The sequence below is a fragment of the Billgrantia lactosivorans genome (genome assembly GCF_003254665.1).
In the GTDB taxonomy this organism is placed as follows: Bacteria; Pseudomonadota; Gammaproteobacteria; order Pseudomonadales; family Halomonadaceae; genus Halomonas; species Halomonas lactosivorans.
Genome location: NZ_QHGY01000010.1, coordinates 42,947 through 57,109, shown reverse-complemented (window position 1 = coordinate 57,109; position 14,163 = coordinate 42,947). Strand labels below are relative to the sequence as shown.

The 14,163-nt window shown below is 68.4% G+C and carries 12 protein-coding genes; 3 read left to right on the top strand and 9 right to left on the bottom strand.

The features are described from left to right. Nucleotide 1: 1 nt before the first annotated feature. The gene (locus tag DIS04_RS16540) at nucleotides 2–340 is read right to left on the bottom strand and encodes a P-II family nitrogen regulator (RefSeq protein WP_111414890.1); all 339 of its coding nucleotides are present in this window, start codon (nucleotides 338–340) and stop codon (nucleotides 2–4) included. 289 nt (nucleotides 341–629) lie between these two features. Here DIS04_RS16540 and DIS04_RS16535 point away from each other — a divergent pair, with 289 nt between their 5' ends. Together DIS04_RS16535 and DIS04_RS16530 are read left to right on the top strand one after the other, a co-directional pair. Beyond that, nucleotides 630–986 carry an accessory factor UbiK family protein gene (locus tag DIS04_RS16535; protein ID WP_111414889.1) on the top strand — a complete coding sequence of 119 codons (357 nt, stop codon included), beginning with the start codon at nucleotides 630–632 and terminating at the stop codon, nucleotides 984–986. A 126-nt stretch (nucleotides 987–1,112) separates the two neighbouring features. Further along, entirely contained in the window at nucleotides 1,113–2,618 is a 1,506-nt protein-coding gene (locus DIS04_RS16530) for a YifB family Mg chelatase-like AAA ATPase (protein WP_111414888.1), read from the top strand. 4 nt (nucleotides 2,619–2,622) lie between these two features. On the opposite strand, the gene DIS04_RS16525 is transcribed toward DIS04_RS16530, so the two are convergent. Next, nucleotides 2,623–3,102 carry a hypothetical protein gene (locus tag DIS04_RS16525; RefSeq protein WP_111414887.1) on the bottom strand — a complete coding sequence of 160 codons (480 nt, stop codon included), beginning with the start codon at nucleotides 3,100–3,102 and terminating at the stop codon, nucleotides 2,623–2,625. Further along, the gene (locus DIS04_RS16520; protein ID WP_111414886.1) at nucleotides 3,096–4,082 is read right to left on the bottom strand and encodes an alpha/beta hydrolase; all 987 of its coding nucleotides are present in this window, start codon (nucleotides 4,080–4,082) and stop codon (nucleotides 3,096–3,098) included. Before DIS04_RS16520 ends, DIS04_RS16525 begins: the two co-directional genes overlap by 7 nt. A 306-nt stretch (nucleotides 4,083–4,388) precedes the next feature. On the opposite strand from DIS04_RS16520, the gene DIS04_RS16515 reads away from it, so the two are divergent. Continuing rightward, on the top strand, nucleotides 4,389–6,569 hold the full coding sequence (locus DIS04_RS16515) for a malate synthase G (RefSeq protein ID WP_111414885.1): 2,181 nt from the start codon (nucleotides 4,389–4,391) through the stop codon (nucleotides 6,567–6,569). A gap of 90 nt (nucleotides 6,570–6,659) precedes the next feature. Here the strand turns inward: DIS04_RS16515 and DIS04_RS16510 are convergent, their stop codons facing one another. The 6 genes from DIS04_RS16510 to DIS04_RS16485 form a co-directional block, all read right to left on the bottom strand. Next, a complete protein-coding gene (locus DIS04_RS16510; RefSeq protein ID WP_111414884.1) occupies nucleotides 6,660–7,592 on the bottom strand; it encodes a substrate-binding domain-containing protein in 933 nt (310 codons plus the stop codon). 81 nt (nucleotides 7,593–7,673) lie between these two features. Next, nucleotides 7,674–8,453 (bottom strand): ATP-binding cassette domain-containing protein, encoded by a 780-nt coding sequence (locus DIS04_RS16505; protein WP_111414939.1) that lies wholly within the window; start codon nucleotides 8,451–8,453, stop codon nucleotides 7,674–7,676. Next, nucleotides 8,450–9,535 carry an ABC transporter permease gene (locus DIS04_RS16500; protein WP_111414883.1) on the bottom strand — a complete coding sequence of 362 codons (1,086 nt, stop codon included), beginning with the start codon at nucleotides 9,533–9,535 and terminating at the stop codon, nucleotides 8,450–8,452. The genes DIS04_RS16505 and DIS04_RS16500 overlap by 4 nt, the downstream gene beginning before the upstream one ends. A gap of 55 nt (nucleotides 9,536–9,590) precedes the next feature. Continuing rightward, on the bottom strand, nucleotides 9,591–10,610 hold the full coding sequence (locus tag DIS04_RS16495; RefSeq protein WP_111414882.1) for a sugar ABC transporter substrate-binding protein: 1,020 nt from the start codon (nucleotides 10,608–10,610) through the stop codon (nucleotides 9,591–9,593). 120 nt (nucleotides 10,611–10,730) lie between these two features. Continuing rightward, the gene (locus DIS04_RS16490; protein ID WP_111414881.1) at nucleotides 10,731–13,253 is read right to left on the bottom strand and encodes a PAS-domain containing protein; all 2,523 of its coding nucleotides are present in this window, start codon (nucleotides 13,251–13,253) and stop codon (nucleotides 10,731–10,733) included. Then, nucleotides 13,253–14,002 carry a response regulator gene (locus DIS04_RS16485; protein WP_111414880.1) on the bottom strand — a complete coding sequence of 250 codons (750 nt, stop codon included), beginning with the start codon at nucleotides 14,000–14,002 and terminating at the stop codon, nucleotides 13,253–13,255. The genes DIS04_RS16490 and DIS04_RS16485 overlap by 1 nt, the downstream gene beginning before the upstream one ends. Between the last annotated feature and the right edge of the window lie 161 nt (nucleotides 14,003–14,163).

Below are 14,163 nucleotides of genomic sequence, written 5' to 3'. Positions count from 1 at the left end.
GTTACACGGCCTCGGCGCCGCGCTCGCCGGTGCGGATGCGAATGACATCCTCCAGCGGGGTGACGAACACCTTGCCGTCGCCGATCTTGCCGCTGTTGGCCGCGCTGCAGATGGCGTCGAGCACGCTCTCGACGCGGGAGTCGTCCACGGCCACCTCGACCTTCACCTTGGGCAGGAAGTCGACCACGTATTCGGCGCCGCGGTAGAGTTCGGTGTGGCCCTTCTGGCGCCCGAAGCCCTTCACTTCGGTCACGGTGATACCCTGGACGCCGGTATCGGCGAGTGCCTCGCGGACGTCGTCGAGCTTGAACGGCTTGATGATGGCGGTGATGAGCTTCATCGCATCTCTCCCTGCTGGAATAAAGGCGGCGGGGGTCGCCAGCCGGCTGTGCTTCGCGTCATGCGCGGACCATGCCAGGCTCAGGCTTTCTGTCCGTAAACAGTGGTTTGCGATCGCCTTCGCCGGGTGCATGCGCGCCCATGGCGCAGCGCTCACGATTGCCCTGCACCAGGCTGGTGCTTGTGCGGAGTGCAGCTGCGCCATGAGGGGGCGAGAGAAGGGCATGCGTCGTGACGGGGCCTTGCGTATGCTGTGGGGCAACATGTGCACGCCAAAGGAGAAGCGCACCATGGTGAGTCAGGATCCCATCAGTCGACTGGCGCAGCAGCTGGGCGAGCGCCTGCAGGGCGCGGCCCAGGCGCCGGAGGAGTTCCAGAAGGGGGTGCAGCAGATTGTGCGCGGCGCCTTCGACCGCCTCGAGCTGGTCTCGCGCGAGGATTTCGACATCCTGATGGACGTGCTGCAGCGCACGCGAATTCGCGTCGAGGCGCTGGAGCAGCAGGTAGCGGCGCTGGAGCAGGCGCTGGCGGCCCGCGAGACGCCGGTGACCCGGGCGACCCTCGCGCCGGCCGAACAGGGCGCTGCGGATACCTCACCCAAGCAGGATGAGCCGGGCGGACCGGAGGGCGACCAGGCCGAGCGCTGAGCCAGCGTGGAGAGCCCGTTGCGGCAGGGTGCTAGTATCTAGCCCTTAGGCTAATGAAACACTGCATAAATGGCTGCGCGAGCGAATTTATTCGGCGTTTCTCAATGAACTGCGAGGGATTGCGCGATGCTGGCGATCGTTGCCACACGGGCCGGCCTGGGGCTGGAAGCGCCCGAGGTTCAGGTCGAGGTACACCTGGCCAATGGCCTGCCGGGGATGACCCTGGTCGGCCTGCCCGAGGCCGCCGTCAAGGAGAGCCGCGAGCGGGTGCGCAGCGCCCTCACCAACGCCGGCTTCGATTTTCCCAACACGCGCAGGATCGTGCTCAACCTGGCGCCCGCCGACCTGCCCAAGGTCGGCGGGCGCTTCGACCTGCCCATCGCGCTGGGCATCCTGATCGCCTCCGGGCAGCTGCCGGGCGAGGCACTCGAGGGCATCGAGAGTGTCGGCGAGCTGGCGCTGGACGGTCGCCTGCGCCCCATCAGCGGCGTGCTGCCGCTGGCGCTCGCCGCACGCAAGGCCGGACGCAAGCTGATCGTGCCCAAGGAGAATGCCGACGAGGCGGCGCTGGCCGGCGACCTGCAGGTACTGCCGGCCGAGCACCTGCTCGACGTCATGGCGCACCTGCTGGGGCAGAAGCCGATCGCCGCGCACCGCCTCGAGAAGCCGCCCGCCGCCGACCACCGCGAGGGCGACCTGGCCGAGGTGCGCGGCCAGCACCAGGCCCGCCGTGCGCTGGAGATCGCCGCGGCCGGCTCGCACAACCTGCTCTTCGCCGGCCCGCCCGGCACCGGCAAGACCATGCTGGCGAGCCGCCTGCCCGGCATCCTGCCCGAACTCACCGAGGAGGAGGCGCTGGAAGTGGCCGCCATTCGCTCGGTGTGCGGCCTGCCGCTGGCCGAGCAGTGGGGGCGTCGGCCCTTTCGCGCCCCGCACCACACCGCCAGCGCCGTGGCCCTGGTCGGCGGCGGCTCCTGGCCGCGACCGGGGGAGATCTCGCTGGCCCACCACGGCGTGCTGTTCCTCGACGAGCTGCCCGAGTTCAGCCGTCACGTGCTCGAGGTGATGCGCGAGCCGATGGAGTCGGGCCGCATCCACATCGCCCGCGCCAACCATGAACGTAAATTCCCGGCCCGCTTCCAGCTTGTCGCCGCGATGAATCCCTGCCCCTGCGGCCACCTCGGCGATCCGCGCCAGGCCTGCCAGTGCAGCGCGGCGCAGATCCAGCGCTATCAGTCGCGTCTCTCCGGGCCGCTGCTCGACCGCATCGACCTGCAGATCGAAGTGCCGGCGCTGCCGCCGGAGCAACTGACGTCACGCGAGGTAGGCGAGAGCTCGGCGGAGGTGCGCGCCCGGGTCATGGCCGCGCGCGAGCGCCAGTACGCCCGCGGCGCCCTCAACGCCCACCTCGGCGGGCGCGAGCTGGAAGCCGCCTGTGCCCTGTCGACGGCCGATCGTGCCTGGCTGGCCGGGGTGCTCGAACGCCTGCGCCTGTCGGCGCGCGCCTACCACCGGGTGCTGCGCGTGGCGCTGACGCTGGCCGATCTGGCCGCCAAGCCGCACCCGGAGCGCAGCGAGCTGATGGAGGCGATCGGGTATCGGCAGTTGGATCGCCAGCTCCGTCAGGGATAGGGGGTCACAGCGCCGTGGCGTCGAAGGCGCCTTCGATCTGGGTCTGCCACAATGCGCTCTCCGCGTCGGGGCGATAGAGCGACAGGGTGAGGCGGTAGGGCAGCAGGTCGCGGTCGGAGAGGGTCAGGCGGGGGGCGGTGGCTTCCAGGCGGCTCTCCATGCGCCACTGGTGATCGCCACCCTCGCCGCTCATGGCGGGCCGCCAGTCGAGCACCTGGGGGCCGTCGCTGGCCCCCAGCAGGGCGCGAGTGAGGCTCTCCAGGAAGCGCTCGCCGTCGATCTCGAGGCTGGCGTCCACCTCCGGCGCCACCAGCAGCAGCACCTGGTCCTGGGGGGGCTGCAGGGCGTCCACGTCCAGCAGGCGGGCGACGGCGCGGTCGCTCAGGTTCTGCAGGGCGCGGCGGATGGGGTCGGGTTCGGGGGGCTGGGCGGCGCATCCGGCGAGCAGCGCGACCAGCACGAGCAGGGCGAGGGGTCTCAGCATCGGGAGAGGCGCTCCCGGGCGGCCGGCGACAGGCCTTGCTCCAGCTCGGCGACGAAGGCGTCGAGGGCGGCGAACAGGGTGGTGCGTATCGGCTCGGCTTCGTTGACCAGATGGTGGCGCGCTTCCGGGTGACGGTGGATACGGGCGTTGGGAAACTTGCGCTCCAGCACCGCCAGGTTCCACTCCCAGTCCACCGTGACGTCCTGCTCCCCCTGCAGGATCAGGGTGGGCACCTGGCTGGGGGGCAGGGCGAGCAGCTGGGGCATCCAGCGGCGCATGGCGCTGACCCAGTTGAGCGAGAGGTGCTCCGGCTGCAGCGGGTCGCGTTCGCGCAGGAAGGCGGCAAAGTCGGCATCGGTGGAGTTGGCCGCGAAACGCCGCGGCACGCTCTGCACGAACGGCCCCACCAGGGTGTGTAGCCACCCCGCCTGGGGCCAGCCGAAGGGCCGCACCAGGGGAGCGAGCAGGGCCAGGCCGGCCCAGTGCGCTTCGCCGGGCCGGCTCAAGGCATCGGTGGCGAGAATGGCGGCACCGGTGCTCTGGCCGATGCCCAGCCACGGGCGAGGGGCCAGGTCGCGAGCGTCCAGCTGCGCCTGCAGCGCATGCAGGCATTCGCCATAGTGGGCGAAGTCGTCGATGCAGGCGCGCTTGCCGCTGGACAGGCCGTGCCCCGGCAGGTCCCACAGCACCACCCGCCAGCGGCGCTCCAGCAGCCGTTCCAGCAGATGGCGATAGAGGCCGAGGTGGTCATAGTAGCCGTGCACCACGAAGGCCGTGCCGACCGGCTCCGCGGGACTCCACACCTGGGTCCACAGCTGGTAGCGCTGTGCGTCCACGTAGCCCACGTAGAGCCCGACCTGCTCGGTGAGCAGCGGGGCGAGGCCGTAGTGCGCCAGGTAGCCGCTCAACGAGGGTTCGCCGGCGTCGGCGCGGAAGGGGGCGATCGGTCCCAGGCTCTGCAGGGGGGTGAAGTCGGTCATGGCGTTCTCCAGCGGGTCAGGACATTATCCCCTCGAATCCTTTCGTCTGCAGCGGCACACGAGCGTGCAGCAAGTCTACCTAACGGCCATGCTGTTGGGTGAGGCATCGCTGTGATAGAGCATCTTTTTCTGACCAAATGGTCAAAATATCGGATCTTAACCCTATGTCTAGTAGGGTAACCCCTCCTTCGGGTTTACATATGGAACAGTTTTCCACAAAATTGGCGCCTTCGCAGTGGTATCACCCCCACGAATTGCGGCTGGCCGAGAGCATGCATCGGCCCGCCACGCAGGAGGAGACTTCCCATGTCAGAACGTGTCACTCGCCATCGTCTCCAGGTGGCCGCTGAACTCGACCGCTTCATCAACGACCAGGCCCTGCCCGGCACCGGCCTGGATGCCGCGAGCTTCTGGGCCGGGGTCGATGCCATCTTTCATGATCTGACACCGAGAAACCGTGAATTGCTCGCCGAACGGGAGCGGCTTCAGGAGCAGCTGGATACCTGGCATCGCGAGAACCCCGGCCCGGTGCGCGACATGAGCGTCTACCGCGCCTTCCTCGAGGAGATCGGCTACCTGGTGGATGCCCCCTCCCAGGTCACCGTCTCCACCGCCAATGTCGATCGCGAGGTGGCCATTCAGGCCGGCCCGCAGCTGGTGGTGCCGGTGAGCAACGCCCGCTACGCCCTGAACGCCGCCAACGCTCGCTGGGGCAGTCTCTACGACGCGCTCTACGGTACCGACGCCATCGCCGAGGAGGACGGCGCCGAGAAGGGCAGCGGCTACAATCCCAAGCGCGGCGAGAAGGTCATCGCCTACGCCCGCGGCGTGCTCGACCTGGCCGCGCCGCTGGCCACCGGCTCCCATCGCGAGGTCGTCAAGTACGCCCTGCGCGACGGCCACCTGGTGGCTTCCCTCGAAGGCGGCCGCGAGACCGGCCTGAAGGAGCCGGGCAAGCTGATCGGCTACCGCGGCGAGGCGGCAAGCCCCGAGGCGATCCTGCTGGCCAACCACGACCTCCATCTCGAGATCCAGATCGATCCCAGCCACCCGATCGGCAAGACCGATCCGGCCGGCGTCAAGGACCTGCTGGTCGAGGCCGCGCTGACCGCGATCATGGACTGCGAGGACTCGGTGGCGGCGGTCGACGCCGAGGACAAGGTCGGCGTCTATGCCAACTGGCTGGGCCTGATGAAGGGCGACCTGGAAGAGGCCATCGAAAAGGGCGGCAAGACCTTCACCCGTCGCCTCCACGCCGATCGCGACTACACCACGCCGAGCGGAGGCAGCCTGACCCTGCCGGGACGCTCGCTGATGTTCGTGCGCAACGTCGGCCACCTGATGACCACCCCGGCGGTGCTCGACGCCGACGGCAACGAGCTGCCCGAGGGGATCCTCGACGGCATCGTCACCAGCCTGCTGGCCATGCATGACCTGAAGAAAGGCGAGAACGATCCGCGCAACTCGCGCCAGGGCTCGGTCTACATCGTCAAGCCGAAGATGCACGGTCCCAAGGAGGTCGCCTTCTCCAACGCGCTGTTCGGCCGCATCGAGGACCTGCTCGGCCTGGCTCGCGACACGCTCAAGATGGGTATCATGGACGAGGAGCGCCGCACTTCGGTCAACCTCAAGGCGTGTATCGCCGAGGCCGCCTCGCGGGTGGTGTTCATCAACACCGGCTTCCTCGACCGCACCGGCGACGAGATGCACACCGCCATGGAAGCGGGCCCGATGATCCGCAAGGGCGACATGAAGAATGCCGCCTGGATCGGCGCCTACGAGCGCAACAACGTCCAGGTCGGCCTGGCCTGCGGCCTGCGCGGCCGCGCCCAGATCGGCAAGGGCATGTGGGCCATGCCCGACCTGATGGCCGCCATGCTCGAGCAGAAGGTCGGCCATCCCAAGGCCGGGGCCAACACCGCCTGGGTGCCGTCGCCCACCGCCGCGACCCTGCACGCGCTGCACTACCACCAGATCGACGTTGCCGCCATCCAGCGCGAGCTGGAGGCCCAGGGCGAGCCGGACTTCCTGGACGAGCTGCTCACCGTGCCGGTGGCCGAGAAGGCCGACTGGTCCGACGCGGAGCTGCAGCAGGAGCTCGACAACAACTGCCAGGGCATCCTCGGCTACGTGGTGCGCTGGGTCGAGCACGGCGTGGGCTGCTCCAAGGTGCCCGACATCCACGACGTGGGCCTGATGGAGGACCGTGCCACGCTGCGTATCTCCAGCCAGCACATCGCCAACTGGCTGCACCACGGCGTGGTCGACGCCGAGCGTGTGCAGAAGACCCTGGAGCGCATGGCCAAGGTGGTCGACGAGCAGAACGCCGGCGACCCGGCCTACACCCCGATGTCGGCCGACTACCAGGGCTCCAGTGCCTTCCAGGCCGCCAGCGACCTGATCTTCAAGGGCCGCGTGCAGCCCTCCGGCTATACCGAGCCGCTGCTGCACCACTGGCGTGCGGTGCACAAGGCCAAGGTGCACTGATCGCGACCTGGCGCCAAGCGCAAGCGCCCCTGCCGGACACCGGCGGGGGCGCTTCATTTCAGGCTGCGGGATCGATGCAGCAGCCTCGCGTCACTCTGGGGGAGCGCCGCGCCAACGATCGAAAGCCGCGGCATTTTCCCTGGTGACCAGTTGGGTGGGGAGCCGGATCACCTGATTCTCCCGCCGCTCGCTCGACGCCAGGTGCCTCAGGCTTTCGCGAATGGCCGTTTCCGCCATTTGCCGGGGGGATTGCGCAGCGGTGGCAACCAGCAAGGGCGGGGACTCTCGCAGCGCTGCAATACCCTCGGGGGAGCCGTCTACCGAAACGATGAACAGGTGCGACTGCCCGGCCAGGCGAGCGGCATTGGCCGCTCCCATGGCCGATGGGTCGTTGATGGCAAACACTGCATCCAGCTCGGGGTAGGTACTGATCAGGTAGGTCATGGCCTCGAGGCCACCACTGAAGGTGCCACCGCCGTTGTGGTCATCGCTGAGCAGTTCGATCCCGGGGTGCCGATTCAGCACCGTGCGGCAACCGCTCACGCGATCCGCCACCGACGAGACCGGCGCGCCGTTGATGATCGCCACTCGCCCGCTGTGTCCCAAGCGCTCGGCCATGTAATCGCAGGCCATCTCTCCCGCCTGTCCGTTGTCGCTGGTGACGGTGAGATCCGCCCCTTGGGCGTCGATGTCGACCGCTGCCACCACGATGCCGGCCTGCTGGGCCCGGCGGACGGCCGGCCCGATGGCTTCGCTGCTGGCGGCGGCCAGCACGATGATGTCCATGCCCGCTTGGGTGAAGGCGTCGAGCTGGCGGACCTGCCGTTCGAGGTCGTAGGCGCTCGATCTGACCTCCAGCGCCACGTCGCCGGGGTGCAGCGCCCGCGCCGAGTCGCCGATGGTCTCTGCCAGGGTGGCGAAGAAGGGGTTGCCGAGATCCGCCACGCTGACGCCGATCCTGAGCGGTTCGGCGTGGAGAGGTGCGGCATATAGCGACAGCAGGGCGATGAGCAGCTTGCGCATACGGTCTTCCTGAGCGAGAGCACGAAGCGGCGACGGATGTCGCCCCCGCTTCGCAGCGGATAATGCCGCATAACGCCCGGGTCATGCCACGCCGGGTTCTACCTCCGTGGCGCCGGTCATGATGGCGACGGCATCGGACATGCTGTGCGTATCCGGGCGGATCACGGCAGCTCGGCGACCCAGGCGATGCACGTGGATGCGGTCGGCGACCTCGAACACATGCGGCATGTTATGGCTGATCAGCACGATCGGCAGCCCCTGGTCGCGCAGCTGGCGGATCAGGTTCAGCACCCGTCGCGACTCCTTGACCCCCAGGGCCGCCGTCGGCTCGTCCAGGATCACCACCTGGCTGCCGAAGGCCGCCGAGCGGGCCACCGCCACTCCCTGCCGCTGGCCGCCGGAGAGCGTCTCCACGGCCTGGTTGATGTTCTGGATGGTCAGCAGCCCCAGCTCGGAGAGCTCCCTGCGTGCCTGGCGCTGCATCTCGGCCTTGTCCAGCATGCGGAACACGGAGCCCAGGATACCGGGCTTGCGGATCTCGCGACCCAGGAACAGGTTGTCGGCGATGCCCAGCGCCGGTGACACGGCCAGCGTCTGGTAGACCGTCTCGATGCCGGCGGCGCGGGCCTCCATCGGGTTGCCGAAGCGCACCGGCCGGCCATGCAGGCGAATGACACCCTGGTCGGGCATCACGGCGCCGGACAGGGCCTTGATCAGCGTCGACTTGCCCGCGCCGTTGTCGCCGATCACGGCCAGCACTTCGCCGGGATAGAGGTCGAAATCCGCCCGGTCCAGCGCGGTGACCCGCCCATAGCGCTTGATCAGGCCGTTCGCTTCCAGTATCGGAGTGACGCCAGTCATGCCGCGACCCTCCGAATCCACTGGTCGGTCGTCACGGCGACGATGATCAGCATGCCGACGGTGAATTCCTGCCATAGCACATCGACCCCGGCCAGGGCCAGCCCGTTGCGAAATACCCCGACGATCAGGGCGCCGATCAGGGTGCCGAAGATGGAGCCGCGCCCGCCGAACAGGGACGTGCCCCCGATCACCACGGCGGTGATGCTGTCCAGGTTGGCGGTGAAGCCGGCCTGGGGACTGACCGAGCCGGTGCGCCCGATCAGCAGCCAGGCGGCGATGGCGCAGATGAGGCCGGCGACGATATAGACCGACAGCAACACCCGGCGCGTGCGGATCCCGGCCAGCTCGGCGGCATCCTTGTCGTCGCCGGTGGCGTAGACATGGCGGCCCCAGGCGGTCCAGTTCAGGGCGTACCAGACGCCGCAGAACAGCGCCAGCATCAGGATCGAGCCGTAGGTGAAGCGCGCCCCGAACAGCTCGAAGGCGGTGCCGCCCCACTGCAGCAGCGGTGCCGTGGCCGCGATCTCCTGGGAGCGGATGGCCTCGCTCTTGGAGTACCACAGGTTCAGCGCGAAGAAGACGTTCCAGGTGCCCAGGGTGGCGATGAACGGCGGCAGCTTCAGCCGGGTCACCAGGCCGCCGTTGATCAGCCCGCAGATGGCGCCGGTGGCAAGGCCGACGGCCAGCGCCAGCGACGGCGGCAGGCCGTAATCGACGGCCATCCGCCCCATCACCACCGACGAGAGCACCATGATGGCGCCCACCGAAAGGTCGATGCCCATGGTCAGGATGATCAGTGTCTGGGCGATGCCCAGCGTGCCGATGATGGTCACCTGCTGCAGCACCAGCGACAGGTTGAACGGCGCCAGGAAGCGCTCCCCCACCAGCACGACGAAGGCCAGCACCGAGACGACCAGCACCAGGGCCGGCGCCGCCGTCGGGTTGGCATGGAAGAAGCGATGGATCCGCCGGCCCAGCGAGAGTGCCTCTTCCTCGAATCGGGCCACCTGTCCGACCGAGGTTTCCGCCGCATGCTCATGGGCCGTCAGGTCGTGAGGGCCTGATGGCTTGGGTTGTGTCATAACTCACCTGTGGGTAGGTCGGCGCCCGGCGGGGCGCCGACGGACAGCGACGGCCTCAGCCCCAGCACGTTTCCAGGCCATTGGCGGAGGAAGCCGACGGCAGCTCGGCCACCGGGGCGTCGGTGATCAGCTCGACGCCGGTATCGACGAAGTCGAGCCCGTCCGATGCCTCGGGTCTCTCCCCGTTCCTGGCGTACTCGACGATCGAGTCGACCCCCATGGACGCCATGCGCAGGGGGAACTGCATCGAGGTGGCACCGATGACGCCGTCGGCGACGTTGCGCACGCCCGGGCACCCGCCATCGACCGAGACGATGAGCACCGCATCCTCCTGACCGGCGGCCTTCAGCGCTTCATGGGCGCCGGCCGCGGCGGGCTCGTTGATGGTGTAGACGAGGTTGATGCCGGGATCCTTCTGCAGCAGGTTCTCCATGGCGCGCCGGCCGCCCTCCTCGGAGCCCTGGGTCACGTCGTTGCCGACGATGCGCGGGTCGTCTTCGTCGCCGATGTCGTTGGGGTCGTTGAGGTCGATGCCAAAGCCCTGCAGGAAGCCCTGGTTGCGCGCGACGTCGACGGTGATCTCGCTGGTGCTCAGGTCCAGCAGCGCGATCCTGGCGCTGTCGGCTGCGTCGCCCATCGTGCTGCGCGCCCACTCGCCGATCAGTTCCCCGGCCTTGAAGTTGTCGGTCGCCAGGGTGGCATCGGCGGCATCGGCCGGGTTCAGGGGGGTGTCCAGCGCGATCACCAGCACGCCGGCATCGCGGGCACGCTCGATGGCGGGCACGACCGCCACCGGGTCGTTGGGGGTGATCAGGATGCCCTGGGCGCCGGAAGACACCAGGTTTTCGATGGCCTGCACCTGGGAGTCGTTGTCGCCGTCGAAGCGGCCGGCAAAGGTGCGCAACTCGACACCCAGCGCATCGGCCTGAGCCTGGGCGCCTTCGCGCATCTTGACGAAGAAGGGGTTGGTGTTGGTCTTGGTGATGAGGCCCACCAGCACCTCGTCGGCCAGCAGGGACGGCGTGACGAGGGTTGCCGCCAGACCCAGGGTCAGCGCGGAGAGCGTCTTCTTCATGGTGTACTCCTGAGCGTTGTTGTTGTGGCAGTGGCTCGGGACACCATGGCCGCCGGATGCTAACCGACGATTTCAGCGCCGCCGGGAGAACTGAAATATTTGCAACAAACCTTCCCGGCTTCAGCGTTCGGCATGGGGCGCGTCGAAGAAGGCCTGCCACTGCTCGGGTCGGATCGGCTTCTGCAGGAACGCATCGCCCATGGAGAGCCCGTATTCCCGCTCCAGTGCCTCGCGCGGCATGCCGGAGGCCAGCACCACCGGGATCGTGGGCCACCGACGGTGTATCCGCTCGCGCAGGTCGACTCCGCTGAGTGCACCGTCCAGGTTGACGTCGGTGAGCACCAGCCCCGTCGTCGCGGCATTGTCGCGCAGCCAGTCGAGGGCCTGCTCGGCATGGCGGAACGACGCGACGTGACGGTGGCTGGCGATGAGGGCCGCCGTGACCCGCCTGACCTCGGCGTCGTCTTCGACCACGACCACGCACGCCTCGGGGGGAACCCGCACGGCGAGCAAGGGCGAGGTCACCGCCAGGGGGGCGGTGCTGGCGCTCGGTAGCGGCCAGCGCAAGCGCACCGCCGTGCCCCGGCCCGGTTCGGACTCCATGCTGAACTCGCCGCCGCTCTGGGTGACGAAGCCGTAGACGCTGCTCAGCCCCAGGCCACTGCCCTGGCCCATCGGCTTGGTGGTGAAGAAGGGTTCCAGCACCCGCGCCTGCAGCTCGGCCGGTATGCCCTGGCCGGTATCGCGGACGCTGATCGTCACCGCCGGCTTCTCGCCCGGAGTGACCTTGGTGGCGATGACCAGCTGGCCGCCCCGTGGCATGGCCGCGCTGCTGTTCAACGCCAGGTTGAGGATCGCATTCTCCAGCTGCGACGGGTCGATATACAGCCGCGTCTGCGGTGCCTGCAACCGGATCAGCAGCTGGGTATGCGCCGAGACGCTGTACTCGAGCAACTCCTCGAGCCCGTCGATCAGGGCATCGATCTCGACCCACTCCGGCTGCAGGTGCTGCTTGCGGCTGAAGGCCAGCAGGCGCTGGACCAGTTGGGTGCCCCGCTCACCGACATCCAGGGCGCGCTGGGTGTAGCGTCGCGCCCTCTCGGGCAGGTCGGTCTGCTGTTCGAGCAACTGCAGGTTGCCGAGCAGCGCCGCCAGCAGATTGTTGAAATCGTGGGCCACGCCGCCGGTCAGCTGGCCCAGCACCTCCATCTTCTGGGCTTGCTGCAACTGCTGCTCGATCGTGCGGCGATCGCTGAGGTCGCTGTAGAGCGTCACGAAGCCGCCGCCGGGCATGGGCTGGCTGCGAAACTCAATGACCCGGCCGTCGTCGTAGTGACGCTCGAAGCTCTGGTAGACCTGATGGCGGCGGAGGTTGATCGTGCTCATGTCGACCGAGCGGTTGGCCAGCGTCACGTTGCGATGGGGGTGGCGCGCCATCTGGCGCTGCACCTCGGCCAGGGGCATGCCGGTACCGATCGCGTCTGGCGTCAGGCCGAACATGTCCAGGTAGCGGCGGTTCCAGGCGATCAGGCGGTCGTCGGCGGAGAACACGCTCAGTCCGTCCTGGATCTCATTGAACACCGTCTCCAGCAGGTGCTTCTGGGCGCGCAGGTCGTGCCCGGCCTGCTCGATGCGCCCGGCGTGGTCGCGAAAGACCTCATAGGCCCTGGCCAGCGTGCCGATCTCGTCGTGGCGGCTGATGGCGATATGCTTGGGGGCCTCGCCGCCCTGCGCCAGTTGCACCATGTCCTGGGTGACGACCCCCAGGTCGCGCAGGGTCTTGAGGTGGCTCATGTAGTGCAGGATCACGCCCAGGATCAGCAGCCCGGTCATCAGCATCATCCCCAGCAGCACCCGGTCGACCTGGGCGTGCACGGTCTGCTGCTGGATCACCACCTCGCGCTGCAGGGTGCCGGCGAAGCCGTTGACCTCGCCGGTCAGGCGCTCGGACCGGGCGCGCAGGCTGGCCAGCAGGAAGGCCTTCTGCTGGTTGATCCGCGCCATCCTCGCGGCGCTGCTGTCAGCCAGCTCCAGCAGCCGCCGATAGGCCTCGGCATGGGGCATGTCGGGATCGGGAGGCGCCGCCAGGGTCGCCCACTGCCCGATCCACTGGTCGGGCTCGCTGAGGCCCTGATACAGCGCCTCCAGGATCTGCCAGCGGGTCAGGGGAGGCGTTCCGCCTAACTCGGCGCCCTGGGCGGCGATCTGGGCGACCTCGAACTGGGCCGTCAGCAGGTCCTCGCGCAGGAAGAGCTCGGTCTCCATCAGGTCGGTCAGGCGATCGATGTCGGCCTGCAGCGCGTTCAGCCGGGCCTCCAGCATCTCTCGGAAGGGCCGGTCGCGGATCGAGGCGGCCACGGCCACCAGCGACTGGAAGCGCCGGGTCAGGCGGTCGCGCTCGATCTGCAGCAGAAAGGGCTTGGCGGCCGAGGCCACGTAGGGGGCCAGGGCGGCCAATTGCGCCACTTCCTCGGAGAGCGTCAGCGCGGTGCGAATCTCCGGCAGCGTGCGGGCCTCGAACTCGCTGACGGCATTGCGGGTCTGGGTCAGGCCGAACCAGGCGACCAGCACCAGGCCGAGCGCCAGCAGCGTGGCCACGACCAGCGCCGCCAGGGCACGGCGCTGCAGGGTCCAGCGTCCCATCAGCGCTTGCGAACCTGGGCCTGGAAGACGTAGCCCAGGCCCCGTTCGGTCAGGATGTAGCGGGGGTGCTTGGGGTTGGCTTCGATCTTGCGGCGCAGGCGCAGGATCAGCACGTCGATGCTGCGATCGAAGCAGTCGCTGTCGGTGCCGCGGGTGCGCTCGAGCAGGCTGTCGCGGCTCAGCACGTGGTTGGCCGAGGTGACCAGGCTCTCGAGCAGGTTGTACTCGCCGAAGGTGAGGTTGACCGGTCGATTGCGGGGGTCATAGAGTACGCGCCGGGTGAGGTCGAGCCGCCAGTCGTCGAACCACAGGCAGTCATGGTCCTGGTCGACGTCCTGCAGCGTCACGCTGAGCTGCTTGGCGCGGCGCAGCAGGGCGTGCACCCGCGCCATCAGTTCGCGCAGGTTGAAGGGCTTCATCAGGAAGTCGTCGGCCGCCACCTCAAGACCCAGGATGCGATCGGTTTCATCCCCCTTGCCGGTCAGCATCATGATCGGCACCGGGTTGGTCGCGCGGATCTCGCGAGCCACCTGCAGGCCGTTCTCGCCGGCCAGCTTCAGGTCGAGCACGACCAGGTCCGCCGGGTCGCGGGCGAGCAGTTCATGCAGCGCCTGGCCGCTGCGCAGGGCACTGACCCGGTAGCCCTCCTCCTGAAGGACATCCTGCAGCACGTCCAGCATGTCGACTTCATCGTCCACCACGGCAATGTGGTAGCGGGCCTGGCTCGTCACGGGACTGGGCGTTGTCATTGTCTCTCCCGCCAGGGCGCACGCGCCCCCCAACCTGTCGAAGGAATCCTTGCACCGGGATGTTAATGGAAGATTTCACCGTTAGCGGTATGCTCGACCATTGAACGATCCGGTTCATGCTGTCGTCGCGCGGGGGCGCAAGGTTTCCTGGGAGGACGACT

Bases quoted from the DNA above. Each gene is read 5' to 3' on its own strand.
- DIS04_RS16485 (WP_111414880.1), bottom strand. From the start codon at position 14,002: ATGACAACGCCCAGTCCCGTGACGAGCCAGGCCCGCTACCACATTGCC.
- DIS04_RS16500 (WP_111414883.1), bottom strand. From the start codon at position 9,535: ATGACACAACCCAAGCCATCAGGCCCTCACGACCTGACGGCCCATGAG.
- DIS04_RS16505 (WP_111414939.1), bottom strand. From the start codon at position 8,453: ATGACTGGCGTCACTCCGATACTGGAAGCGAACGGCCTGATCAAGCGC.
- DIS04_RS16535 (WP_111414889.1), top strand. From the start codon at position 630: ATGGTGAGTCAGGATCCCATCAGTCGACTGGCGCAGCAGCTGGGCGAG.
- DIS04_RS16515 (WP_111414885.1), top strand. From the start codon at position 4,389: ATGTCAGAACGTGTCACTCGCCATCGTCTCCAGGTGGCCGCTGAACTC.
- DIS04_RS16510 (WP_111414884.1), bottom strand. From the start codon at position 7,592: ATGCGCAAGCTGCTCATCGCCCTGCTGTCGCTATATGCCGCACCTCTC.
- DIS04_RS16520 (WP_111414886.1), bottom strand. From the start codon at position 4,082: ATGACCGACTTCACCCCCCTGCAGAGCCTGGGACCGATCGCCCCCTTC.
- DIS04_RS16540 (WP_111414890.1), bottom strand. From the start codon at position 340: ATGAAGCTCATCACCGCCATCATCAAGCCGTTCAAGCTCGACGACGTC.
- DIS04_RS16495 (WP_111414882.1), bottom strand. From the start codon at position 10,610: ATGAAGAAGACGCTCTCCGCGCTGACCCTGGGTCTGGCGGCAACCCTC.
- DIS04_RS16490 (WP_111414881.1), bottom strand. From the start codon at position 13,253: ATGGGACGCTGGACCCTGCAGCGCCGTGCCCTGGCGGCGCTGGTCGTG.
- DIS04_RS16530 (WP_111414888.1), top strand. From the start codon at position 1,113: ATGCTGGCGATCGTTGCCACACGGGCCGGCCTGGGGCTGGAAGCGCCC.
- DIS04_RS16525 (WP_111414887.1), bottom strand. From the start codon at position 3,102: ATGCTGAGACCCCTCGCCCTGCTCGTGCTGGTCGCGCTGCTCGCCGGA.